General features: G+C 70.9%; 20 protein-coding genes. 9 read left to right on the plus strand and 11 right to left on the minus strand.

What is annotated here, in order from left to right:
• Positions 1-134 precede the first annotated feature (134 nt).
• A complete protein-coding gene (locus OG933_RS05560) occupies positions 135-548 on the plus strand; it encodes a Zn-ribbon domain-containing OB-fold protein (RefSeq protein ID WP_020129036.1) in 414 nt (137 codons plus the stop codon).
• Positions 549-725: 177 nt separating this feature from the next.
• On the plus strand, positions 726-3,530 hold the full coding sequence (locus tag OG933_RS05565) for an alpha/beta hydrolase family protein (protein ID WP_405625689.1): 2,805 nt from the start codon (positions 726-728) through the stop codon (positions 3,528-3,530).
• Between the two features lie 66 nt (positions 3,531-3,596).
• Here OG933_RS05565 and OG933_RS05570 read toward each other — a convergent pair whose 3' ends face one another.
• The 7 genes from OG933_RS05570 to OG933_RS05600 all read right to left on the minus strand — a co-directional run bounded on the left by OG933_RS05570 (position 3,597) and on the right by OG933_RS05600 (position 10,789).
• Positions 3,597-3,977, minus strand: a complete 381-nt coding sequence (locus OG933_RS05570; protein ID WP_362519780.1) for a PPOX class F420-dependent oxidoreductase — start codon at positions 3,975-3,977, stop codon at positions 3,597-3,599.
• Positions 3,978-4,003: 26 nt separating this feature from the next.
• Positions 4,004-5,260, minus strand: a complete 1,257-nt coding sequence (locus tag OG933_RS05575) for a glucarate dehydratase family protein (protein WP_362519777.1) — start codon at positions 5,258-5,260, stop codon at positions 4,004-4,006.
• Positions 5,257-6,165: a 5-dehydro-4-deoxyglucarate dehydratase gene (locus OG933_RS05580; RefSeq protein WP_362519774.1), complete on the minus strand. Its 909-nt coding sequence runs from the start codon at positions 6,163-6,165 to the stop codon at positions 5,257-5,259. The genes OG933_RS05575 and OG933_RS05580 overlap by 4 nt, the downstream gene beginning before the upstream one ends.
• Before the next feature lie 45 nt (positions 6,166-6,210).
• Entirely contained in the window at positions 6,211-7,155 is a 945-nt protein-coding gene (locus OG933_RS05585) for a carbohydrate ABC transporter permease (RefSeq protein ID WP_362519770.1), read from the minus strand.
• Positions 7,152-8,066: a sugar ABC transporter permease gene (locus OG933_RS05590; RefSeq protein WP_362519767.1), complete on the minus strand. Its 915-nt coding sequence runs from the start codon at positions 8,064-8,066 to the stop codon at positions 7,152-7,154. The genes OG933_RS05585 and OG933_RS05590 overlap by 4 nt, the downstream gene beginning before the upstream one ends.
• Positions 8,063-9,394 carry a sugar ABC transporter substrate-binding protein gene (locus OG933_RS05595; protein WP_362519764.1) on the minus strand — a complete coding sequence of 444 codons (1,332 nt, stop codon included), beginning with the start codon at positions 9,392-9,394 and terminating at the stop codon, positions 8,063-8,065. The genes OG933_RS05590 and OG933_RS05595 overlap by 4 nt, the downstream gene beginning before the upstream one ends.
• A 216-nt stretch (positions 9,395-9,610) precedes the next feature.
• A complete protein-coding gene (locus tag OG933_RS05600) occupies positions 9,611-10,789 on the minus strand; it encodes a MalY/PatB family protein (RefSeq protein WP_405625694.1) in 1,179 nt (392 codons plus the stop codon).
• Between the two features lie 25 nt (positions 10,790-10,814).
• Between OG933_RS05600 and OG933_RS05605 the strand changes: the two genes are divergently transcribed.
• The 3 genes from OG933_RS05605 (at position 10,815) to OG933_RS05615 (ending at position 14,244) form a co-directional block, all read left to right on the plus strand.
• Positions 10,815-11,849 (plus strand): hypothetical protein, encoded by a 1,035-nt coding sequence (locus OG933_RS05605; protein WP_405625697.1) that lies wholly within the window; start codon positions 10,815-10,817, stop codon positions 11,847-11,849.
• 50 nt (positions 11,850-11,899) lie between these two features.
• Positions 11,900-12,733, plus strand: coding sequence for an SAM-dependent methyltransferase (locus OG933_RS05610; RefSeq protein WP_405625698.1), 834 nt, complete (start codon positions 11,900-11,902; stop codon positions 12,731-12,733).
• Between the two features lie 119 nt (positions 12,734-12,852).
• Complete coding sequence (locus tag OG933_RS05615; RefSeq protein ID WP_327186643.1) at positions 12,853-14,244, plus strand: S1 family peptidase; 1,392 nt, start codon at positions 12,853-12,855, stop codon at positions 14,242-14,244.
• 60 nt (positions 14,245-14,304) lie between these two features.
• Here OG933_RS05615 and OG933_RS05620 read toward each other — a convergent pair whose 3' ends face one another.
• Together OG933_RS05620 and OG933_RS05625 are read right to left on the minus strand one after the other, a co-directional pair.
• A complete protein-coding gene (locus OG933_RS05620; RefSeq protein WP_020129024.1) occupies positions 14,305-14,475 on the minus strand; it encodes a hypothetical protein in 171 nt (56 codons plus the stop codon).
• A 111-nt stretch (positions 14,476-14,586) separates the two neighbouring features.
• Positions 14,587-15,747: an ROK family protein gene (locus OG933_RS05625; RefSeq protein WP_405625699.1), complete on the minus strand. Its 1,161-nt coding sequence runs from the start codon at positions 15,745-15,747 to the stop codon at positions 14,587-14,589.
• A gap of 173 nt (positions 15,748-15,920) precedes the next feature.
• On the opposite strand from OG933_RS05625, the gene OG933_RS05630 reads away from it, so the two are divergent.
• From OG933_RS05630 to OG933_RS05645, 4 genes are read left to right on the plus strand one after another with little or no spacing between them, the layout of a single operon-like run.
• Positions 15,921-16,889, plus strand: a complete 969-nt coding sequence (locus OG933_RS05630) for a carbohydrate ABC transporter permease (protein WP_267023019.1) — start codon at positions 15,921-15,923, stop codon at positions 16,887-16,889.
• Between the two features lie 15 nt (positions 16,890-16,904).
• Positions 16,905-17,843 carry a carbohydrate ABC transporter permease gene (locus OG933_RS05635; protein WP_405625701.1) on the plus strand — a complete coding sequence of 313 codons (939 nt, stop codon included), beginning with the start codon at positions 16,905-16,907 and terminating at the stop codon, positions 17,841-17,843.
• Positions 17,844-17,866: 23 nt separating this feature from the next.
• Positions 17,867-19,201, plus strand: coding sequence for a sugar ABC transporter substrate-binding protein (locus OG933_RS05640; protein WP_362519746.1), 1,335 nt, complete (start codon positions 17,867-17,869; stop codon positions 19,199-19,201).
• A 15-nt stretch (positions 19,202-19,216) separates the two neighbouring features.
• Complete coding sequence (locus OG933_RS05645) at positions 19,217-20,419, plus strand: Gfo/Idh/MocA family protein (protein ID WP_405625703.1); 1,203 nt, start codon at positions 19,217-19,219, stop codon at positions 20,417-20,419.
• A 48-nt stretch (positions 20,420-20,467) separates the two neighbouring features.
• Here OG933_RS05645 and OG933_RS05650 read toward each other — a convergent pair whose 3' ends face one another.
• Both OG933_RS05650 and OG933_RS05655 read right to left on the minus strand, forming a co-directional pair.
• Positions 20,468-21,163 (minus strand): L,D-transpeptidase family protein, encoded by a 696-nt coding sequence (locus OG933_RS05650; protein WP_142267478.1) that lies wholly within the window; start codon positions 21,161-21,163, stop codon positions 20,468-20,470.
• A 108-nt stretch (positions 21,164-21,271) separates the two neighbouring features.
• Positions 21,272-22,651 (minus strand): PLP-dependent aminotransferase family protein, encoded by a 1,380-nt coding sequence (locus tag OG933_RS05655; RefSeq protein ID WP_405625706.1) that lies wholly within the window; start codon positions 22,649-22,651, stop codon positions 21,272-21,274.
• Positions 22,652-22,709 lie beyond the last annotated feature (58 nt).

Here is a 22,709-nt window from a genome sequence, read left to right on the forward strand (position 1 = left end):
GTACGCAGTGCCTTTACGAGTGGCACTGAGTGCCATACGCTGTGGGCGTGCACGGTGGCACGGCTGACCGGGCACGTGCGTGCACGGGTGGGCCGGGCACGTGGATTCCGGCCGAGTGCAGGGAGTTGACCCGCGTGTACCACTACTCAGGAAACGCCGTTCAGCAGGCCGCCGGCTCCGCGGCGGGCGTCCTCGACCGCGCGAGCACCGACGGCGACACGATCCTCTTCCAGCGCTGCACCTGGTGCGGCACCGCCATGTACCACCGGCTGCTGTGCCCGGTGTGTCAGGGCAGCGACCTGCGCACGGAACGCAGCGAGGGCGCCGGCACCGTCCGCCACGCCACGGTGGTGAACCGCAACACCCCCGCCGCCCGCAATGTGTCCCTGGTCGAGATGGCCGAGGGGTTCGTCGTACGCGGCCGGGTCATGGGCCCGCTCATCGGCATCCACAGCGGCGACCGCGTCCGGCTGTCCACGGTCAAGGACCCGGTGCGCGGCGAACCGGTCTTCCAGCTCCTCGACGAGCCGTACCGGGCCTGGCACTAGAACCTTCGCGTCACCGGGCCGAGTCCGGACAGCGGGTCCCCGCTGTCCGGATCTTTGCGCTCGGCCCACCTGATTCCCGGTCACAGGCAACCCACAGAGGTGCTTTCGCTTCCTTCGGGGCGCGAGGGGCTCCCGATACGGACGGGGCCCCCGCCTCCGAGTGTTGAGGAGTGGACCTTGATCCGTGCCCGGCGAATAGGTGTCACCGCCGTGGCCGCGCTCGCGGCCCTGGCGGGAACACCGGGACTGGCACAAGCCCGACAGCCTTCCGAGACAAGACCGACGACCACGACCACCGACAGCGCGCTGCCGCAGGGATGGCAGGTCGGCGGGGAGGGCACCGCTCGTGCGCTGGTCTGGCGGTCGCCCACGCCCGTGCCCCTCGGCGACGCCCGCGTGGAGTTCCGCTCGGGCGACCGACTGCTCGGCGTACCGAAGACGGAGAAGGACGGCCGCACGTTCCGGCTCTCCCTCGCCGACGCGGGGGACGCCCCCTTGAAGGACCTGCGGGTCCTGGCCGGCGGGCGCCGTCTGGACGCCGCCGACAACTCCGCCCCGGCCGACAACTCCGCCCCGGGTGAACGGCGTTCCCCCACCGCCGAGCAGCCCCCGGCCCAGGCCCCGGCTCCTGCTCCGGCGAACTCCGTCGACCCCGGCAGGCCGGGCGCGTACCGCACGGCCAGCGGCGAGTACGACCTCGCCCCGGTGAAGTTGCCGGGCTTCGCCCAACCGGTGGAGATGAAAGCCGTCGTGGTGGCACCGAAGGGGACCACCGGCAAGCGGCCCCTCGCACTGTTCCTGCACGGCCGGCACACCACCTGCTACCAGCCGGGCAGCGACGACTTCGACATCTCCTGGCCCTGCCCGGCCGGCAAGAAGTCGATCCCGAGCTACCAGGGCTACCTCCAGGACCAGAAGCTCCTCGCCTCGCAGGGCTACGTCACGGTGTCGATCTCCGCGAACGGCATCAACGGCCAGGACGGCGAGGCCGAGGACGGCGGTGCGCAGGCGCGTTCCTCGCTGGTGCGCCGGCACCTCGCCACGTGGGCCGACTGGGCCGCGCACCCGGACCACGCCCCGGCGTCGGTGCCCGCCGCGACGAAGGCCGACCTCTCCCGTGTCCTGCTCGTCGGCCACTCGCGCGGCGGCGAGGGCGTCAACCGCGCCGCCCTGGACAGCCTGTACCCGCCGCCCGCCGCGCAGGACGGCTACCGGGGCCCGGTCCGCTGGAAGATCCGCGGGACCGTTCTCGTCGGACCGACGATCTTCGGCCAGAATCCGGTCGCCGACGTCCCCTCCGCGACCATCCTGCCCGGCTGCGACGGCGACGTCGCCGATCTCGAGGGCGAGACGTACCTCGACGGGACGCGCGGCATCAGCAACGGCAAGGCCCTGCACAGCGCGGTCTACATGGTCGGCGCCAACCACAACTTCTTCAACACCGAGTGGACGCCGGGCAAGGCCGTGGCGCCCTCCTTCGACGACTTCTGGGAGGACCCGGACGCGCAGCAGCCCGACCCGGTCTGCTCCACCGGTGCCCCCACCCGGCTGACCGCCGACCAGCAGCACCGGGCCGGCGCGACCTACATCGCCGCCGCGGCCCGGCTGTTCGTCGCCGGTGACGACCGGGTGCGCCCGCTGCTCGACGGCACCGGGAAGCGCGCGCCCTCCGCCGACCCGGCACGCGTCCTGACGCACGCGGTCGGCGCCCGCCGCACGGGCGGCTTCGTGCCCGACGGCGGCGTCGAGGTGACCGGCGGCCGGGTGTGCTGGGCGGACCCCGACCCGGCCAGGTCGTGTCTGGACGCGGACGCCACGGGGATGTCCCCGCACTTCGGCTGGTGGGATCTGGAGAAGGACTCCGGCAAGAGCGCGGTCGCGCTGAAGTGGTCCGCGCCGGGCACACCGACGACGATCCGTTCCCTTGCTCCGGTCTCCCTCTCCGGTGCCGAGAGCCTGGCGCTGCGGGTCTTCGTGCCGCCGAACACCACCGGCACCGAGCTGGACGTGTCCGTCACCGACGCGGCCGGCCGCCGCGCCTCGCTCGGCCGGGTCACGGTCGACGGCCTGCCGGGCTCCGACCGCACCGCCTCGTACTGGGCCCGCGAGCTGCGTGTCCCGCTGTCCGCCGCCACTCGCGCCGGCCTCGATCTACGGCACGTCAAGTCCCTTGCGCTGACTCCGCGTTCGGGGTCCGGGCAGGCGTGGTTCATGGACGCCTGGGGCTGGGCCCCCGGCACGCCGGCGGTCCGGGCGGCGGCGCTGCCGCGGGTCGACATCGGCCGGATCACGGCCAAGGAGGGCGACTCCGGCACCCGCACCTATCACGTCCCGGTCCAGGTGTCCGGGCACGGCAGCGGCCGCGTCCGCTTCTATGTCGTCGACCCGGAGACCCTCGAGGCCACGGAGAAGGTGGTCACGGTCCGGCCGGGCAGCACGCCGATCGACGTGCCGATCGAGGTGAAGGGCGACACCCGCTTCGCCTACGACGTGACACAGGACCTTCTCGTGAAGGCCGTGCGCGGCGCGGTCGTCGGCTCCTACCGGGGCGGGGTCACGGTGCAGAACGACGACCCGGCGCCGGAGGTGACCCTGACTCCGGTCGCCGACCGGGTGACCGAGGGCGAGTCGCTGAGCTGGCGGATCACCCTCTCCGAGACCGCCGACGTGGACTTCTGGCAGCCGGTCCGGGTGCTGCCGGTCACCGAGGGTGCCGAGCTGTCCACCAAGGACGTGGACCCGCAGTGGCTGCTGGACTACTCCGGTGACGTGCCCGACCCGGAGCGTCCGCTGTCGGACGCGAACCTGTGGGTCTGGCTGAACATCCGGGCCGGGACCACCGAGGTCGACTTCACCGTGCCCACGGTGAAGGACCAGGTGGCCGAGCCGGCCGAGTCGATGCGTCTCGCGCTGACCGACGACAGCGCCGAGCCGCTGCCGGACCGGCCGGTGCCGACGGGAACGGTCGTGGACGCGCCGTAGTACGGACGCGCTGCCCGAAGGGGGCCCGGACCACGCGGTCCGGGCCCTCTTTCTCCGTTTCCGGGCTCACAGCGTGACGCGGATCCCGACGGTTCCGTCCAGACCCCTGCGCAGTCGGCTGCCGAGCAGGGTGAGGCGGCCCACGACGCCGTACTTGCGGGCGAGCAGGGTGCGATAGCGGGCGGTGGTCGGCGCGTCGCAGATCTCGGCGGTGGCCGGGATCTGCTCGCCGGTGGGGTTGCCGCGGACGTCACAGGGCCCCACGAGGACGTCGCCGCGGGCCCGGATCCGCTTCACCTTCCAGGAGTCCGCGACCGACCAGACCCCGAGCGCGTCCCCGTCCCGCACCACCCACACGGGCGTGGCGACCCCGGTGCCGTTCTTGCGATAGCTGGTGATCAGCAGGTACTTGCCCGCTGCCAGCCGGTCGAGTGCGTTCTCAGCCATGCCCGAAGTCTAGGCATCCGTACGCCTCACCACCTCGGCAGCATCGGCTCGTAGTCCGGCCGGATCCGCCGCATGTACCCGGTGTCGTCGCGCTGTCGCACACCCGAGTCGAGGTAGCGGCGGTGCAGCCGGTCGAGGACGTCGGTGTCCAGCTCGACGCCGAGCCCCGGGCCGGTCGGTACCTTCACCGCGCCGTCCGACAGCTCCAGCACCCCCGGGACGATCACGTCGTCGGCGCTGTTCCACGGGTAGTGCGTGTCGCAGGAGTGGTCGAGGTTCGGGATGGCCGAGGCGAGGTGGGTCATCGCGGCGAGGCTGATGCCCAGGTGCGAGTTGGAGTGCATGGACAGCGCGATCCCGAACGCCTCGCAGACGGCGGCCAGTTCGCGGGTGCGGCGCAGTCCGCCCCAGTAGTGGTGGTCGGTGAGGAGTACCTGGATCGCGTTCTGCTCGACGGCCGGCCTGAGGTGTTCCCAGGCGATGACACACATGTTGGTGGCGAGCGGCAGCGGCGAGTCCCGCGCGACCGCCGCCATGCCCTCGATGGTCCCGGTCGGGTCCTCCAGGTACTCCAGTACGCCGTCGAGTTGCCGGGCGACGTACTTCGAGGTCTCCACCGACCACGCCGTGTTGGGGTCCAGGCGAAGCGGCCGGCCGGGGAACGCCTCCGCCAGCGCCCTGATCGCGGCGATCTCCTCGTCCGGCGGGAAGACTCCGCCCTTGAGCTTGAACGAATCGAAGCCGTACCGCTGCCGCATCAGCCGGGCCTGCTCGACGATCCCGGCCGGGTCGAGCGCCTCGGGCCAGTCGTCGCCGATGGCGGGGCGGCCGTCGAGCGCGGGGTGTTCGGCCCACTTGTAGAAGAGGTAGGCGGCGAAGGGCACGGAGTCGCGCACCCGGCCGCCGAGCAGGTCGGAGACCGGGCGGCCCAGCAGCTTGCCCTGGGCGTCCAGGCAGGCGACCTCGACGGCCGAGGTGGTCCAGCCGCGCTCGTGCGAGCTGGGCACGCCCGGCAGCAGGGCGGCGTCGATCGCGGCGGCCACGGCGGTCGTGTCGAAGACGTCCATGCCGACGACTGTCCTGGCCGCGACCATCAGCCGTTCGAGGCGCGCCGTACCACCGGGCGACTCGCCGAGGCCCACCGTGCCGTCCTCCAGGACGAGTCGCAGGATCACCCGGAGCGCGAGCGGTTCGTGGACGCCGCCCGAGTTCAGCAGCGGCGGGTCGGAGAAGGCGATGGGCGTGACGACGAGTTCGCGGATGCGTGTGGCAGGGGTGGTCATACGGCGACGGCCTCCAGTCCCCGGTCGATGAGCTTGGCGAGCCGGGCGACATGCTCCGGCGTGGGGTCGAGCAGGGGTGCCCGTACGCCGCCCACGTCCAGGCCCCGGATCGTCACCCCGGCCTTGACCAGGGACACGGCGTATCCCGGGACCTCGTCGCGCAGTTCGACGAGCGGGCCGTAGAACTCGTCGAGGAGATGGGCAACGAGGGTGTCGTCCCCTTGCGACAGGGCCCGGTGGAAGGCGAGCGCGATCTCGGGGGCGAAGGCGAAGACGGCAGAGGAGTAGAGGCCGACGCCGATTCCCCGGTAGGCGGGGGCGGTCGTCTCGGCGGTGGGCAGGCCGTTGAAGAACAGGAAGTCCTCGGAGCCGGGAACGGCCCGTACCGCCCGGACGATGCGCTGCATGTGCTCGATGTCGCCGATGCCGTCCTTCAGGCCGATGACCTTGGGCAGGGCGGCGATCTCTGCGGCGGTGGCACCGGTGAGGCGGGCGGTCCCGCGCTGGTAGAAGACCACGGGGAGGTCGGTGGCGGCGGTGACCTCCTCGACGTAGCGGACCAGGCCCTGTGGGGGCGCGGTCACCAGGTAGGGCGGCAGCAGCAGGATGCCGTCGGCGCCGGCCCGGGCCACGCGTACGGCGTGGTCGCGGGCGACGGGGACCGGCCCGCCGGCGGCCGCCAGGACGGGAACGCGTCCGGCGGTCGTCTCGACGGCGACCCGGGTGGCGCGTTCGAGCTCGTCCGGGTCGAGGGCGTGGAACTCACCCGTCCCGCAGGCGACGAACACGCCGCCCGCGCCGGCCGAGACTCCGGCCTCGATGTGCCGGCCGAGCCGTTCTGCGTCCAGCGAGCCGTCCGCGGCGAACGGCGTGACCGGGAAGAACAGCACTCCTTGGAACTTCATGTCTCCCTCGTAACTGCGTGGTGGGCGGGGGGGTTGTCCGGGGTGTCAGCCCTTGGTGGCGCCGGCCGCGATGCCGGTGACCAGCGAGCGCTGCAGGAGCAGGTAGACGATCAGGCTGGGGACGAGGGCGATGACGGCTCCGGCGAGGACCACTCCGGACCCGACCTCGGGGTCGGTGCGCAGAATGGACAGGGCGACGGTGACCGTGTAGTCGGTGGGGTCCTTGGAGGCGATCAGCGGCAGCAGGTACTGGTCCCAGATCATCACGAAGCCGAGGACACCGGCGACGCCGAGCGCGGGCTTGCACAGCGGCAGGACGATCTGCCACAGCATGCGGAACTCGCCGACGCCGTCGAGCCGGGCGGCCTCCTCTATCTCGGTGGGGATGTCCTTCATGAACTCGGTCAGGAGCATCACGGAGAAGCCCCAGGCGCCGAGCGGCAGGATCACGCCCCACGCGGTGCCCTTCAGGTCCAGCCCGACGACCGGGACATGGCCGAGGACCAGGGACAGCGGGATCGCGATGACCTCCTCGGGGAGCATCATCGTCAGCATGAACAGGGTGAGGATCAGGGCCTGGCCGCGGAAGCGGTGCCGGGCCAGCGCGTAGGCGGCCAGCACGGACACCGTGAGCTGGAGCAGCAGCGCGCCGCCGGCGATGACGAGCGAGTTGGTGAAGTAGTCCCAGATGCCCCGCTCCCCCGCCACCTGGAAGTTCTGCCAGGTGCTGTCGTGCGGGAGGAAGGACAGGGAGGATCCGCTGGCGTGCGTGGTGAAGGCGCCGGAGACAATGGTCAGGAACGGCGCCGCGAAGACGCCGATCGCGAGCGCGCAGAGCAGGATCCGCAGGCACCGTGCGGCGCCCGGCCGGTCGCTCCAGCCGAGGGCGGTGTCGAAGCGGGCGGGGGTGGCCCGGGCCGCCCTGGCGGACCTCCTTGTCGTGGCCGTCGGCGCGGGTGTCCGGACGGGGTCGATGGCGGGTGCGCTCATCGCACGTCTCCCCTCTTGCGGAAGTGATTGACCGTGACGGTGAGCAGCAGGGTCACGCAGAGCAGCACGACGGAGGCCGCGGAGGCGCCGCCGATGTCGTTGCGGGTGAAGCCGAGGGTGTAGGCCCGGGTCATCCACACCTCGGTGGAGCCGGCCGGGCCGCCGCCGGTGAGGACGTAGACCTCGGTGAAGACGCGCAGGCCGCGGATGGCGGCGAGGGTGAGGACGATGCCGAGGGCGGGGCGGATCGCGGGGAGGGTGACGTACCGCAGGCGCTGCCACAGCGACACGCCGTCCATCGCGGCGGCCTCGTACAGCGTCCGGTCCACCCCGGCCAGTCCGGCGAGGATGATCACCATGTTGTATGGGGCGAGCATCCAGACGCTCATCACCATGGTGGCCCACAGGGCGGTGTTCGGGTTGTCGAGGAACTGGGTCGGTCCGAGGCCGAGGAGGCCGAGGCCCTGGTTGATGATGCCGTCGGAGGTCGGGTAGTACAGCAGCCGCCACATCTCGCCGACGACGGCGGTGGCGGTGACGACCGGCAGGAAGACGGCCGTGCGCATGATCTTCAGGGAGCGGGCCTGGCCCTCCAGCAGCAGCGCGAGCGCGAAGCCGACGGCGATGGCGCCGAGGGACTGTCCGAGGCCGAGGAGGAGGGTGTGCCCGATGGCTTCCTGGAAGCGGTGGTCGGTGAGGACGCGGGTGTAGTTGTCCAGGCCGACCCACTGGTCGCCCAGGAAGGGCCGCACCTTGAAGAAGCTGAGCCAGACGCCCTTGCCCATGGGCAGGAACTTGAAGACGAGGGCGAGCAGCAGGCCGGGGGCGAGGAACACCCATGGCAAAACGTTTCGCTTGCTGAATGCGCTGCGGACCCGGGAGCCGCGCACGGGGGCTGTCGTGGCTGTCATTTCAGCAGGTCCTGGTCCTTGAGGTCGCCGGCGAGGGTGTCGTCGAGTTCTTTCAGGCCGGCGCGGACGTCGCTGCCGCAGTACGTGAAGATCGCGTTGAGGGCGTCCGCGGTGTCCTGCTTGATGGGGGCGAAGTCCGGCGCGTTGGGGAACTGCACGGAGGCGTCCTCGTAGGCCTTCTGGACGACGCCCCAGCGGGGGTCGTTGTGCACGGTCGCCGCGTCGAGGGTGGAGTTGACGGGGATCCGGACGACGGGCTGGTTCTTGCCGGTCATCGCGAGGCGCTGCCCCTCGGGTGAGACGAGGAAGGCGGCGAGTGCCCGTTCCTGCTCGGTCTTGCCGGTCCTGGCGCCGAAGTAGATGTTCTCGCCGTCCGCGAGGACGTCGTTGCCGGCCGGACCGGCCGGGGCCTGCACCACCTCGAACTTGTCCTTGCCGAGGGCCTGGTCGAACGTGGCGATGTTGTAGGGGCCGGTGAGGTACATACCGGCGTTGCCGTCCTGGAAGTTGGTGGCGTTGCCGGTGATGGCGGTGAGGGCGCCCGGCTGGATGACAGCGTTGTCAGACGTGCAGAAGAGATTCTTCTTCAGCCAGGAGACGGAGCGTACGGCGGCGGCCGAGTCGACAACCGGCCGATAGCCGCCGTCCTTCGTGGCCTCGATGATGCGGGCGCCGCCCTGCCACAGGAAGCTGGCGCCCCACCAGGCGGCGTAGCCGTTCTGGGCGCTGCCGGGGACGACCATCCCGTAGGTGTTCTTCCTGCCGTCCCCGTCGGGGTCGTCGTCGGCGAAGGCCTTGGCGAGGGTGAGCATGTCCTGCCAGGTCCGCGGCTGCGGCAGACCGAGCTTCTCGCGCCAGTCCTTGCGGATCATCAGGGTCATGGCCTGACGGGAGTAGGGGATCCCGTAGTGCGAGCCGTCGACGCCGACGGTGGAGGACCAGGTCTTGGCGTCGATCAGGTCGCCGCCGGCGATGTCGGCCGGGTCGATCCGCCGGAGCAGGCCCTGGCTCTGGTAACTGCCCATCAGCGCCGTGTCGTTGATCATGACGTCCGGCAGGTCCTTGGTGGACGCGCGGCTCTGGAGCTGCTGGTCGAAGTTGATGACCGGCTGATAGTCGATCTTGATGCCGGTCTTCTCGGTGAAGGCGGCGAACACCCGCTCGTACGTGGCCGCGGGATCCGGATTGCTCCGGGTCCAGACCTCCAGGGTGTTCGGGTCACCGCTCCCGGCGCTGTCCGCACCGGAGCCGCAGGCGGCCGATCCGAACAGCAGTCCCGCGAGGGCAAGCGTGGCGGCCGGGCGGCGACTTCGTCGGCGATCCCCCATGGGCACACTCCGTTCATATTCGTGAACTCGCTTCACGAATCTAAATTGAGGCGCCCAAGCTACGAACGGTTTCAGCCGTATGTCAAGACATGGCTGTGACATTGCGAGCCCGTGACGCGGGGGCTGCGATGCGACCGTCACGCGTCTCGCGCAGAACACGGCCGCCCCACCGGAGGAGCTCCGGTGGGGCGGCCGTCCGGCGGGAAGACCTGCGGCTCAGCGAAGGGCGGCCGCCATCCGCCGTACACCTTCGGTGAGGATCTCCGGCGAGGTGGCGATGTTCAGCCGGACATGCCCGGCCCCGCCCGTGCCGAAGTCGAGCCCGCGGCTGAGGGCGACCCGCCCCCGCTCCAGGAAGACCGCGGCCGGATCGTCTCCGAGGCCCAGCGCCCGGCAGTCGAGCCAGGCGAGATACGTGGCGCCCCCCGGCCGGTACCCGACGCCGGGCAGCCGCTCGGCCAGCAGGGCGGTGAGCAGGCGCCGGTTGTCGTCGAGGCCGGCCAGCAGGGCGTCCAGCCACCCCGTGCCCTCCAGCAGAGCCGCGGTGTGCGCCAGCACACCGACGTGGCTCGGTCCGTGGGACACCTCCTCGGGCAGCAGGGCCAGGTCGGCCGCCGCGTCGGGGCCCGCGACGGCCAGGGCCGCCTTGAGCCCGGCCAGATTCCACCCCTTGGAGGCCGACATCAGCGACAGGCCGCTCTCCGCGCCGGGGACGGCGAGGTAGGGCACGAAGTCGGCCCCCGGGGCGGTCAGCGGCGCGTGGATCTCGTCGGCGACCACCCGCACGCCGTACCGTCCGGCGAGCGCGGCCACGGCGGCCAGTTCCCGCGCCGTGTGCACGGTCCCGGTCGGGTTGTGCGGGCTGCACAGCAGATGCGCGGCGCGGCCACCGCCGGCGACGGCGCGCCGGTAGGCGTCCTCCAGTACGGCGAGGTCGAGCCGGCCGTCCGCGCCGAGGGGCGCCTCGGCGATCCGCCGGTCCAGGTGCGCGACGAACTGGAAGAACGGCGGGTACACCGGCGGGTTGACGATCACCGGATCGCCGGGCCCCGTCACCAGCTTCAGCATCTCGACGACGCCCAGCATCACATCGGGCACGATCGCCGTCCGCTCGACCGCCAGACCGTCCCAGGCCCACCGCTTCGCGGCGAACAGGGCCAGCGCCTCGGCGTAGGCCGTGCCCGCCGGATAGCCGGTGTCACCGAGCGCCAGGGCCCGCGTCACCGCGCCGACGACCGGCTCGGCGAGGGGCACGTCCATCTCCGCGACCCACAGCGGAAGGACATCCGCCGGATGGGTACGCCACTTCATGCTCGTACGACATCGGAGCCGGTCGAGCGTGAGGGCCTGTAAAGGGTTCGGTTCACCGGGCGTCTCGTGCGGGATGCTGGTCATGGGGCACAAGATAGGGGGCTGTGGTGTGACCTGGGATCACCTGAACGGGACAGCTGTGGCGGACGCCGGCGGCATTCCGGAGATCGCCTGTGACGAGTCGGGTTCGGACGGCGAGAACCTCACCGGCGGGAACACGGACGTGTTCGCCCATGCGAGTGTGCTGCTGTCGGCCGACTCCGCCGCCGGACATGTACAGGAGATCCGGAACCGGATCCGTTCGCCGGCCGAGGAGTACAAGGCGAACCATCTGCTCCGGGAGAAACACCGGGCGGTGCTGGAATGGCTGCTCTCGGCATCGGGTCCGCTGTACGGGCACGCCCACGTACACCTCGTCGAGAAGTCCTTCTTCGTGGTGGACCGGGCCGCCGACCTGCTGCTCGGCGACCCCGGGGCGGCTGTCCCGCTGTTTCGGCACGGGCGGCGGACTTTCACCGAGGCGGAATGGAAACAATTCCTGGAGGCGGCCAACCAATTGCTGTGGGTACGCCACGAGGACGCGTCGGAAAAGCCCGTCGGGCATTTCTTCCGCACGCTCGAGGAACTGCGGCAGCGGTATCCGGGGACGGCGGTGGCCGAGACGCTCTCACGGCTCGCGGAGGAACGCTCCCGCGCGCTCGCCTACCGGGCCGGAATTCAGGACGGACCGTTCGTGCTGACCCCTGTCCTCAATCCCCTGCTGCCCTCGATCCTGCACACGGCCGCCCATTGGAGCGCCGGCGGCCGCCCGGTCCGGCTGGCGCACGACCGGCAGAACATGCTCACCCCGGAGCGGATCGCCTGGATCGAGGGCGCGGCCCGGGTGCGGGGCATCCGCCTGGCCGGATTCCGGCTCGTCGTCTCGCGGCTCGACGCGCGGGTGCAGCTCGCCGACTTCCTGGCCGGCATCGCCCGCCGGATCGCCTCCGACGAACTGGGCGGCCGCGGCGACCCGGCGCTGACCGCGCTGCTGCGCCCCTACACCGGCGCGGCCGCCGTGTGGGGCGACGAGCGGAGCTGGGCGCGGCTCGGGCCCGCGGCGGAATCGGGAGGACGCTCCGCGCCGCTCAACTCGCCCGTCTAGATTGCTGGTTGGCACTTCCCGCTCCCCTTCTTCCGTACAGGAGCCTGCCCGTGACCGAGAACGCGCCGACCGTCGAAGCGGCCGCCCAGTCGCCGTCCCTCCGTATCGACACCTCCCGGCCGCACACCGCCCGCATCTGGAACTACTGGCTCGGCGGCAGGGACAACTACGAGGTCGACCGGGCCACCGGCGACCGGATCAGGGAGTTACATCCGGGCATCGGCGCATACGCCCGCGCCGACCGGCTCTTCCTGGGCCGTGCCGTGCAGCACCTGGTGACCGAGGCCGGCGTCCGGCAGTTCCTCGACATCGGGACCGGGCTGCCCACCGCGGACAACACGCACGAGGTCGCGCAGCGTCTCGCCCCGGACTCCCGGACCGTCTACGTCGACAACGACCCGCTGGTCCTCGCACACGCCCGCGCCCTGCTCACCAGCACGCCCGAGGGCCGCACCGACTATCTCGACGAGGATCTGCGCAACGTCGACGCGCTCCTCGAACACGCCTCGAAGACGCTGGACTTCGACGCGCCCGTCGCCCTGATGCTGCTCGGCGTGGTCATCTTCGTCGGCGACGACGAGGACCCTTACGGCCTGGTGCGGCGCCTGGTCGACCGGCTGCCCGCGGGCAGTCATCTGGTGCTCTCGCACACCGTCACCAGCCCGGCGATGCCCGATGTGGACGAGGCCGTCACGTTCTGGAACGAGCACGGCACGCCGAAGCTGACCCAGCGCACCCCGAAGGACGTGGCCCGCTTCTTCGACGGTCTGGAGCTGCTGGAGCCGGGCGTCGTGTCCTGCTCGCGCTGGCGTCCGCAGGACATCGCGGGCGGGGCCGAACCGGACGAGGTCGCGATGTTCGGCGGGGTGGCACGCAAACCGTGAGGTGATCACCTCCGCGCTGAACGCTGCGGGGTCCTCGCACGTATGGAGGTGAGGGCACTCAACGACCGGAGCGCCCCGCGGTGTTGAGGCCGTGCGTTCAGGGTTTCGGGAGCCATGACATGAGGCATGTACGACGACGGACCGTCCGGCGAGTGACACGGCTGGCGGCCGTCGGCGGACTCCTCCTGGGAGGGGCCATGGTCACGCAGGCGGCCATGGCGAGCGAGCCGGGCGGCACGGCCGCGGCGCCGCGCAGTGCGGCGGAGTCCGTCGTCACGAATCCGGGGGCGACCCTCGTCAAGAAGCTCGGCACCTCGCGCACGGCGGGCACCTGGCTCGGCGCCGACGGGCGCCCGGTCGTCGCCGTCACCGACGAGGAGACGGCCGACACGGTCCGGGCGGCGGGCGCCGAGGCCAAGGTCGTCCCGCACAGCATGAACGAGCTCAAGTCGGCCACGGCCACCTTGCGTTCGGCGCCCAAGGTGCCCGGCACCGCCTGGGTGATGGACTACCGGACGAACCAGGTCGTCGTGCAGGCCGACAGCACCGTGTCGGCCGGCGACTGGTCACAGCTGACGCAGACGGCCACCGGCATCGGCAGCTTCGTCCGCATGGAGCGCACCACCGGCGAGTTCACCACCCGGATCAACGGCGCCCAGCCGATCCTGTCGACCGGCGGCCGCTGTTCGGCCGGCTTCAACGTGACCAACGGGACGAACGACTTCATCCTCACCGCCGGGCACTGCGGGCCCACCGGCTCCACCTGGTTCGCGGACAACCAGGCCAAGCAGCAGGTGGGCCGGACGGTGAACTCCAACTTCCCCGGCGGCGACTTCTCCCTGGTGCAGTACGCGAGCGGCAAGGCCGGCGCGGGCGCCGACGTGGTGGCCATCGGCAACGGCAACGGGGTGCGGATCACGGGCACCGGCGATGCGGCCGTCGGCCAGCGGGTCTTCCGCAGCGGCAGCACCAGCGGATTGCGTGACGGCGAGGTCACCGGTCTGGACGCGACGGTGAACTATCCGGAGGGCACGGTCAGCGGGCTCATCGAGACGAGTGTGTGCGCCGAACCGGGCGACAGCGGTGGTCCGATGTTCTCCGACGGCATCGCCCTCGGTGTCACCTCGGGCGGCAGCGGCGACTGCACCACCGGCGGGACGACGTTCTTCCAGCCGGTGACCAGGGCGCTGGCCCAGCTCGGCGTACAGCTGATCGTGGCCGCCCCCTCCGACAACGCCGGCGCTTCCACCTCGTCCGCCGATCCCGCGCCGTCGGCCTCCTCCACCCAGGCGGGGCTCTCCCCGGGCGCGGCATCGCCTGGTACGACCACTCCCGTGACGGAGAGCGGAGTCAGCGAAACCCTGGCCGCCCGGCTGACCGACCCCAGGAACATCGGCCCCGGTCTGCTGGTCATCGCGGGCAGTATGGTCGCGCTCGTCGCGACCCGGTACTTCCGCGCCGAGCAGGACCGCAAGGCCTACCAGCGGTACTACTCGGCGACATGGGGGTGACGGCCGGGGGGTGCCCGGTGCGGGGCGCCGCCGTCGGGCGGCCCCGCGGCCGGGTGGTTGTCAGGCCGCTTCGACGGAGGACGGAGCGGCGGCCCACTCCAGGACGAGCCGCTGGTATTCCGCACGCTGCTCGACGCTCAGTGTCCCGCCCGACCGGAGCCACAGGGCCCGGATCTCCTCGTTGACCTCTGCGGCCGATCGCTCGGAGAGGGATTCAACAGTGGTGGACATGGCGTGAAGCTTACGGCTTCGGAAGTGAAGACCACGTGAGTCATCACGAATGAACCGGACATAACGGACGTGTTACTGATCACGTCCATCTGTCAACCCCCAGCGCACCGTTCACCCCTCCGCGGCGCCGAGGACCAGCACCTGAATGGCCAGTACGGCGGCGCCGCGCGCCCAGTCGTGGAAGTCCGACACCTTGGTCTCCAGGGCCACCGGGGCGGCCAGCGGATGCCGGTGGGCGCGGACGGCCGCCTCCACCGTCGCCCCGCCGACGTCCATCAGACCGACCCCCTCACCGGCGAGCAGGATCTTCTGCGGCATGACGAAGTGGGCGATCTGCGCGATCAGGGTGCCCAGCGCGCGGGCCGCCTCGTCGACGACCCGGGCGGGCATCGGCTCCCCGGCCGCGGCCAGGGCGAGGATCTCCTCGTACGTGTGCTCACGGCCGGTGGCGGCCTGGACCTGGTAGCGGATGCTGGGGATGGTCAGCAGCGAGACGGCGCTGCCGCGTTCCCCGTCGGGGGTGAGCGGGCCGCTGGGGTCGATGATGATGTGCCGGCCGAAGCCGCCGTCCTCCTCGACGCAGGGCACCCGCCTGCCCGACAGGACCAGGCCGTAGCCGAAGCCCGCACCGATGGTGAGGACCACGAACCGGTCGAGCCCGCGGCCCGCGCCGAACCAGGTCTCGGCCTCCACCAGGGCGGCGACGTCGTTCTCCAGGACCACGGGAAGCCCGGTGCGCTCCTCGACCAGTGCGGCCAGCGGGATGTCCCGCCACCCGAGGAAGGGCGACTCCCCGACCGTCGCACGGTCCTCGACCCGCCCGCCCACCCCGATGCCGATCCCGGCGAGGCCGGGATGGGCGCGGGCCAGTTCGTCGGTCATCTCACCCAGCAGCGCGACGACCTCTTCGGGGTCGTGCGTGCGGAGCGGGCGGTCGTGACGGGCGACGATGTCGCTGCGCAGGGTGGTGACGACGCCGTACACCATGTCACCGGTGATCTTGAAGCCGATGAAGGAGCGGGACTGGGCGACCACGTCGAGCGGCTGTGAGGGGCGCCCCTGCCGTGTCTCCTCCGCGGTGCCCCCGTCGGGCACCTCGACCAGCAGTCCCGACTCGATCAGCGGTTTGGTCAGCCGGGTGAGACTGCCGGCGGAGAGGTTGAGCCGCCGCGCGAGGTCGGTGCGCGAGAGGGGGCCGTGGACGAGCACCTCGATGGCGACCGAGCGCTCCCCCGGGCTCAGCGGCAGCCAGCTGGCGGTACCTGTGGTCATGAGGGTCAGACTCCCACACGATCGCTGATTTCTTTTGCCTTGGAAGTATCTAGGTCAGAATACGGGCCGCACGGCCTCCACAAAAGATGTTCGCCGACCCCTTGACGGCTGGATTCTTTCGCCACAAAAGTAAGTGCCCGAGGACGAGCCGCCGCGGACAAGGGAGTCTCACGATGACCATCGCCTCCAGCAGCCCACCGTCGCGCCTGCCACCGGGCGGCGCCGAGCGGACCGCGACCAAGTCGAGGACGGACCGGCGGCCGGGGACGGGCGAGAGCCGGGGTGACGGGCGGCTCGCCGCCGTGTTCATCGCGCCGGCCCTGCTGGGATTCGTCGTCTTCCTGCTCTGGCCGACGCTGCGCGGCATCTACCTGAGCTTCACCCGCTTCAACCTGCTCACGCCGGCGGAATGGGTGGGCTTCGACAACTACGTGCGCATGGCGCACGACCCGATCTTCTGGAGCTCCCTCAGGGTCACGGTCGTCTACGTGGTCATCAACATCGGGGTGCAGACGGTCTCGGCGCTGGCGATCGCCGTACTGCTCCAGCGGCTGACGCAGTCGGCGCTGCTGCGCGGGATCGTGCTCACGCCCTATCTGATGTCGAACGTCGTCGCCGGCATCGTCTGGCTCTGGATCCTGGACACCCAGCTCGGCGTCGGCAACGAGATCGTCGCGGCGCTCGGTTTCGACCGCATCCCGTTCCTGGCGGACGAGACCTGGGCGATCCCCACGATCGCCCTGATCAATGTGTGGCGGCACGTCGGCTACACCGCGCTGCTGCTGTTCGCCGGCCTCCAGGCCATCCCGAACGACATGTACGAGGCGGCGAAGGTGGACGGCGCGAGCGAGTGGCGGATGTTCTGGCGGATCACGATGCCGCTGTTGCGTCCGGTCCTCGCGGTCGTGCTGATCATGACGGTGATCGGTTCGTTCCAGGTGTTCGACACCGTCGCCGTGACCACCAGGGGCGGCCCGGCGGACGCCACCAACGTGCTCCAGTACTACATCTACGGCGCCGCCTTCGGCCGCTTCCAGTTCGGTTACGCCTCCGCGATGTCGGTGGCCCTGCTCGTCGTGCTCAGCGCGATCACCTTCGTCCAGTACCGGCTCACCCGAGCCGGTCAGACCGACCTCGGCTGAGCGGAAGGAGTCGACATGACCGCTGTGACCGTCCCGACGGCACCGGCACCACAGGCGACACCCGTACGGCCCGTCAGGCGCCGGCCCACCCCCGGGCGGATCGTGGCCTGGGTGGTGCTGGCCATGATCGTGCTCGTCACCCTGTTGCCGTTCTACTGGATCCTGCGCACCGCGCTGTCCACCAACTCCGGGCTCGCCGCGAGCCCGGGCGATCCCCTGCCGGTCGATCCGACCGCGGGCGGCTTCGAACGAGCGCTCGGCCTGCAGTCCACCAAGGAGGCGATCGCCCAGGGCGGGGCGGGCGGCGGGCTGAGGTTCTGGCGGTATCTGCTCAACTCGGTGGTCGTCTCGACCCTCGTCACCGTCTGCCAGATCTTCTTCTCCGCCATGGCCGCGTACGCCTTCGCCCGCCTTCGCTGGCGCGGCCGGGACAAGGTGTTCGCCCTGTTCCTCGCCGGTCTGATGGTCCCGACCATCTTCACCCTGCTGCCGAACTTCGTGCTCATCAAGGAACTCGGCCTGGTGGACTCCCTGTTGGGGATCGCCCTGCCGACGATGTTCATGACGCCGTTCGCGGTGTTCTTCCTGCGCCAGTTCTTCATGAACGTCCCGCGAGAGGTCGAGGAAGCGGCACTGCTCGACGGTGCCGGGAAGGTGCGGATCTTCTTCCGGGTGCTGCTGCCGATGGCGTCCACGCCGGTACTGACCCTGGCCGTGCTGACGTACATCACCTCCTGGAACGACTACTTCTGGCCGTTGATGGTGTCCTACAGCGACGGCTCACGGGTGCTCACCGTGGCGCTGGCCGTCTTCCGGGCACAGACCCCGCAGACCGGCACCGACTGGTCGGGCCTGATGGCGGCGACGCTCATCGCCGCCCTGCCCATGCTCGTCCTCTTCGGGTTCTTCGCCCGCCGCATCGTCAGCACCATCAGCTTCACCGGGATCAAGTAATGGGGACGGACATGCGGATACGGATGCGTACGCTCACCGCACTGGCCGGGGTGCTCGGGCTGTCCCTGGTGAGCGGCTGTGCCCAGGGGGGCGCCGGGTCGTCGGCGGACACGGTGACGTACTGGCTGTGGGACGCCAACCAGCAGCCCGCCTACGAGGCGTGCGCGAAGGACTTCGAGAAGCAGAACCCCGGACTCACCGTGAAGATCACCCAGTTGGGCTGGGACGACTACTGGACCAAGCTCACCGCGAGCTTCATCGCGGGCACCGAGCCGGACGTGTTCACCGACCACATCCAGAAGTTCGGCCAGTTCGCCGACCTGAAGGTGCTGGAACCGCTCGACGACCTGGGCATCGACGACGCCGACTACCAGCCGGGGCTCGGCGCCAACTGGATGGGCCAGGACGGCCGGCGCTACGGCGCCCCGAAGGACTGGGACACCGTCGCCCTCTTCTACAACCGCGAACTGGCGGAGGCCGCGGGCCTCACCGCCGCGCAGCTGAACGGCCTGTCCTGGAACCCCGAGGACGGCGGCACCTTCGAGAAGGCCATCGCGCATCTCACCGTCGACACCAAGGGCAGGCGGGGCGACGAGCCCGGCTTCGACAAGAACCACGTCAAGGTGTACGGCCTCGCCACCAACGGCGGCGGGGACGGCGACGGCCAGACCCAGTGGAGCACCTTCACCGCCTCCGCCGGCTGGACCTACACGGACCAGAAGCGGTGGGGCACGAAGTACCGGTACGACAGCAAGACCTTCCAGTCGGTCGTCGAGTGGTACTTCGGCCTGGCGAAGAAGGGCTACATGGTGCCCTTCACCGACTACAACTCCCAGTCCAACCAGGCCAACACCCAGGTGGCCGCGGGCAAGGCGGCCGCCGCCTTCGACGGCGCGTGGATGATCTCGTCGTACGACGGTTTCAAGGGCCTGGACATCGGCACCGCCGTCACGCCCGCCGGCCCGACCGGCAAGCGCGCCACGATGATGAACGGCCTCGCCGACTCGATCACCAGGAACGCCCGCAACAAGGCGGGCGCGAAGAAGTGGGTCTCCTACCTGGCGTCGGACGAGTGCCAGCGGACGGTGGGGAGTTACGGGATCGTCTTCCCGGCGACGCCCGACGGCACGAAGGCCGCGGTGGCGGCGTACGAGAAGAAGGGCATCGACGTCGGCGCGTTCACCGAACCGGTCGCCGACAAGAAGGACTTCACCACCTTCTCGTATCCGATCACCAACTACGCGGCCGACGTGTACGCGCTCATGCACCCCGCCATGCAGGACATCTTCGGTAACGGCAGCTCCGTGAGCGGTCTCGACCGGACCAACAGCCAGATCAACCTGATTCTCGACCAGTGAAGGGCACAGCCACCCATGACGTTCTCCCTCGGCATCGTCGGTGCCGGACAGTTCTCGGGCCAGTTCGCCACGCTGTTCCTGGCCCACCCCGGGGTCGGTGACGTGTACGTCACCGATCTGCTGCCCGAGCGCGCCGAGCGGCTCGCCGCCGACGTGGGCCTGACCGGGACGTTCCCCAGTTACGAGGCGATGCTGGCGTCCGAGGCGGTCGACGCGGTCGCCGTCTTCACCCAGCGCTGGACGCACGGCCCGCTGGTTCTCCAGGGCCTGGAGGCGGGCAAGCACGTGTACTCCGCCGTCCCCATGGCGATCACCACCGAGGAGATCGCGGCGATCATCGACGCCGTCAGGGCGACCGGGCTGACGTACATGATGGGTGAGACCAGCCAGTACAACCCGGCGACCGTGCACGCCCGCAACCAGATCGCGGAGGGCGCCTTCGGGCGGATCTTCTACGCCGAGGGCGACTACGTCCACGACATGGACCTCGGCTTCTACGAGGCCTACCGGTACAGCGGCGGCGAGAACTGGAAGGAGACCGCCAGCTATCCCCCGCTGCTGTACCCGACGCACTCGGTGGGCGGCGTGCTGGGCGCCTGGGGGACGCACGCGGTGAGCGTGTCGGCGATCGGTGTCGTCGACGGGCGGGGGGACGGTGTCTTCGACAAGGAGGTCAGCCGGTTCGGCAACGACTTCTCCAACGCCACCGCGCTGTTCGAGGTGGCGGGCGGCGGTTCGTTCCGCACCAACGAGTTCCGGCGGGTGGGATACCCGTCCCACATCCGCGAGTCCCGTTTCCGCTTCTTCGGTACCGAGGCGAGCATGGAGCAGCTCGCGACGGTGGCGCTGTGGCAGGACAAGAACGGGGTGAAGGACATCAGCGAGCTGCTCGAACCCAAGCCCACCCTGTCCCCCGACGACCCGTCGCTCCAGCACATCGCGCCCGATCTGCGGGCCGCCTTCACCTCGGGTTCGGCACCGGTGCACGACCGTGCGCGGCTGCCGCGGGAGTTCGACGAACTGCACAACGGGCACGAGGGCAGCCACCACTTCCTGGTGGACGACTTCGTGACCGCGGTCGGCACCCGTACGCTCCCGTCCGTGAACGCCTGGGTCGCGGCCCGCTACACCCTGCCGGGCATCATCGCGCACGAGTCCGCGCGGCAGGGCGGGGCCAGGCTGGAGATCCCGGACTTCGGGGACGCGCCCGGGGAGTGACGCCCCGGACGGCCGGGCGCCCGCGCCACGTCAGCGACCTGGGTGGACTCAGGTGCCCGGCTTGCGGCCGTACACGAAGACGTCGTCGCCGTTCTTCAGCAGCGACCAGTACTTCTTGGCGGTCGTGGTGGTCATGTTGACGCAGCCGTGGGAGCCCGGCGGGTTCCACATGCTCAGACCGACCGAGTGGAAGGCCTGGCCGCCGTCGAAGAACTGGCTGTAGGGCATCGGCACGTTGTAGATGGTCGACACGTGGTCGATGTTCCGCCAGTAGATCTTCTTCAGACCGGTGCGGGTCTCGTACCCGTTGCGGCCGGTACGGACCGGGACGGGCCCGTAGACGAGCTTGCTGCCGTCCTGGATCCAGCTGATCTGGAGGGTGAGGTTGACGCAGGCGATGCGGCCCTTGTTGGTCGGGCACTTGCCGGCCTTGTTGGGCTTGTTGCCGACCGCCTTCTGCTTGTTCATGAGGTCCATCACGCCCCAGGTGACGGGCCCGGCGTAGCCGATGTTCGGGGTGATGCCGTGCTTGGTCTGGAAGGCCCGGATGGCCTTGCAGTCGGTGGTCGACTGCTTGCCGTCGACGGGCCGGCCGAGGAACTTCTCGACCTGCTTCTGGTATGGCCCGGCCGTCGTCGTACAACTGGCGGCCTGCGCCGGCCCGGCGCCCAGCGCCAGCGTCAACGGCGCGACCAGGCCCGTGAGCCCGAGCACGACGGCCCCTCGTCTGCGTATGTCCCCCATGGCTGCCCTCTCCCTGGCACATCAGTGGCGATCTCACCCTCCTAGACAGCTCTCCGGGGGCGTCGGTTGTAGTCCGATCCGGGCTGTGACGAAACAGTGAACTTCGCGTCAGTTCGCCGGACACTCGCGCAGCAGCCGCACCGCGCGGCCGAGCGCCTCCGGGGTGGCCGTGAACGGCAGCCGCAGGTGGTGGACGAGAGTCGTCCCGTCCACGGCGAAATGCGGGCCCGGGGTCACGGCGAGTCCGCGGGCGGCGGCCCGGGTCGCGAGGTCGGCGGCCCGGGTGGCCGTCCCCAGGTGCAGCCACAGGGTCAGTCCGCCGTGCGGGAGCTCGTAGGTCCATCCGGTGCCGTCGAGGAGTTGTGCCAGATGGTCGCGCTGGGCGCGCAGCCGGGCCCTGCGGTCGGCGAGAACGCCGGCGAAGCCGCTGTCGTCGGCCAGCAGCTCGCAGGCGATGAGCTGTTCCAGGGGCGGCGGGGACAGCAAGGTCTGGAGGGGGTTGGCGCACAGGCTCCCCACGAGGTCGGCGCTCGTGCGGATCCAGCCGATGCGCAGGCCGCTCCACACGGTCTTGGCGGCCGAGCCGATCTGGATCACGCCGGGTCCGGCGAGGTACGGCTCGGTGCCGGGCGGGGTGCGCAGGTCGAGGTCGCGCATCGTCTCGTCGGCGAGGACGGTCAGCGGGAGACGGGCGACCCGGGCGCGGGTCGCCCCGGTCATGTGGGCGCCGGTGGGGTTGTGGAAGTCCGGTGTCAGATAGGCGAGCCGGGCGCCCCGGCTGCGTACGGCGTCCTCTAGGCGGTCGGTGTCCCAGCCGTCCGACGCCGAGACGGGCAGCGGCAGCAGCCGGGCGCGGCGGCGGCGCAGCACGGCCAGGGCCCCGGGGTAGGTGGGGCTCTCGACGGCGACCGGGCGGCGGCGGTCGGTGTGCAGCTGGTCGAGGAGCAGGGTGAGCGCGGACTGGGCGCCGGAGGTGACGAGGATCTGCTCCGTGCGGGTGGGCAGCCCGGCCCGGGTGTAGCGGTCGGCGAGAAGTGCGCGCAGTCGGGGCAGCCCCGGGCCGGCCGTGCCCGCGTCGACCAGAAGGGTCCCGGCGCGTTCGGTGGCGCGGGCCAGGGCGGCGAGGTAGGCCTCGTGCGGGGCTGCGGTCACCGCGAGGGTGAGGTCGAGTGCGGTGTCGCCCGCTCCGCCGCGGTCCTGGGACCAGGGGGCGGTGCGTTCGGTGAGGCGGCCGGGCAGCCGCACGGTACTGCCGCTGCCGTGCCGGGTGCGCAGCCAGCCCTCGTCCCGCAGGAGGGCGAGGGCGGCGACGACCGTGCCGCGGCTGAGCGGCAGGGCGCGGGCCAGGTCGCGTTCGGAGGGCAGCCGGGTGCCGGGCGGCAGTCTGCCGTCGACCACCGCCTCGCGCACGGCGTCGGCGAGGGAGCGGGCCAGCGGTCCGGGGCGCTCGCGCCAGGCGCCGAGGGCGGCGGCGAAACCATCGTGCATCGATCCAGTTTCCCTCAGGTGGACCAGTCGCCGCCCGGCGCCCCCGTCCTAGGCTCGC

Origin of the sequence: Streptomyces sp. NBC_00016 (assembly GCF_045040885.1) — a bacterium.
In the GTDB taxonomy this organism is placed as follows: Bacteria; Actinomycetota; Actinomycetes; order Streptomycetales; family Streptomycetaceae; genus Streptomyces; species Streptomyces coriariae.

Excerpts from the sequence above, each read along its gene's own strand:
- OG933_RS05575 (WP_362519777.1), bottom strand. The coding sequence starts at position 5,260 with ATGACCACCCCTGCCACACGCATCCGCGAACTCGTCGTCACGCCCATC.
- OG933_RS05630 (WP_267023019.1), top strand. The coding sequence starts at position 15,921 with ATGACCATCGCCTCCAGCAGCCCACCGTCGCGCCTGCCACCGGGCGGC.
- OG933_RS05570 (WP_362519780.1), bottom strand. The coding sequence starts at position 3,977 with ATGGCTGAGAACGCACTCGACCGGCTGGCAGCGGGCAAGTACCTGCTG.
- OG933_RS05600 (WP_405625694.1), bottom strand. The coding sequence starts at position 10,789 with ATGACCAGCATCCCGCACGAGACGCCCGGTGAACCGAACCCTTTACAG.
- OG933_RS05580 (WP_362519774.1), bottom strand. The coding sequence starts at position 6,165 with ATGAAGTTCCAAGGAGTGCTGTTCTTCCCGGTCACGCCGTTCGCCGCG.
- OG933_RS05650 (WP_142267478.1), bottom strand. The coding sequence starts at position 21,163 with ATGGGGGACATACGCAGACGAGGGGCCGTCGTGCTCGGGCTCACGGGC.
- OG933_RS05625 (WP_405625699.1), bottom strand. The coding sequence starts at position 15,747 with ATGACCACAGGTACCGCCAGCTGGCTGCCGCTGAGCCCGGGGGAGCGC.
- OG933_RS05635 (WP_405625701.1), top strand. The coding sequence starts at position 16,905 with ATGACCGCTGTGACCGTCCCGACGGCACCGGCACCACAGGCGACACCC.
- OG933_RS05585 (WP_362519770.1), bottom strand. The coding sequence starts at position 7,155 with ATGAGCGCACCCGCCATCGACCCCGTCCGGACACCCGCGCCGACGGCC.
- OG933_RS05620 (WP_020129024.1), bottom strand. The coding sequence starts at position 14,475 with ATGTCCACCACTGTTGAATCCCTCTCCGAGCGATCGGCCGCAGAGGTC.
- OG933_RS05640 (WP_362519746.1), top strand. The coding sequence starts at position 17,867 with ATGCGTACGCTCACCGCACTGGCCGGGGTGCTCGGGCTGTCCCTGGTG.
- OG933_RS05655 (WP_405625706.1), bottom strand. The coding sequence starts at position 22,651 with ATGCACGATGGTTTCGCCGCCGCCCTCGGCGCCTGGCGCGAGCGCCCC.
- OG933_RS05645 (WP_405625703.1), top strand. The coding sequence starts at position 19,217 with ATGACGTTCTCCCTCGGCATCGTCGGTGCCGGACAGTTCTCGGGCCAG.
- OG933_RS05615 (WP_327186643.1), top strand. The coding sequence starts at position 12,853 with ATGAGGCATGTACGACGACGGACCGTCCGGCGAGTGACACGGCTGGCG.
- OG933_RS05595 (WP_362519764.1), bottom strand. The coding sequence starts at position 9,394 with ATGGGGGATCGCCGACGAAGTCGCCGCCCGGCCGCCACGCTTGCCCTC.
- OG933_RS05590 (WP_362519767.1), bottom strand. The coding sequence starts at position 8,066 with ATGACAGCCACGACAGCCCCCGTGCGCGGCTCCCGGGTCCGCAGCGCA.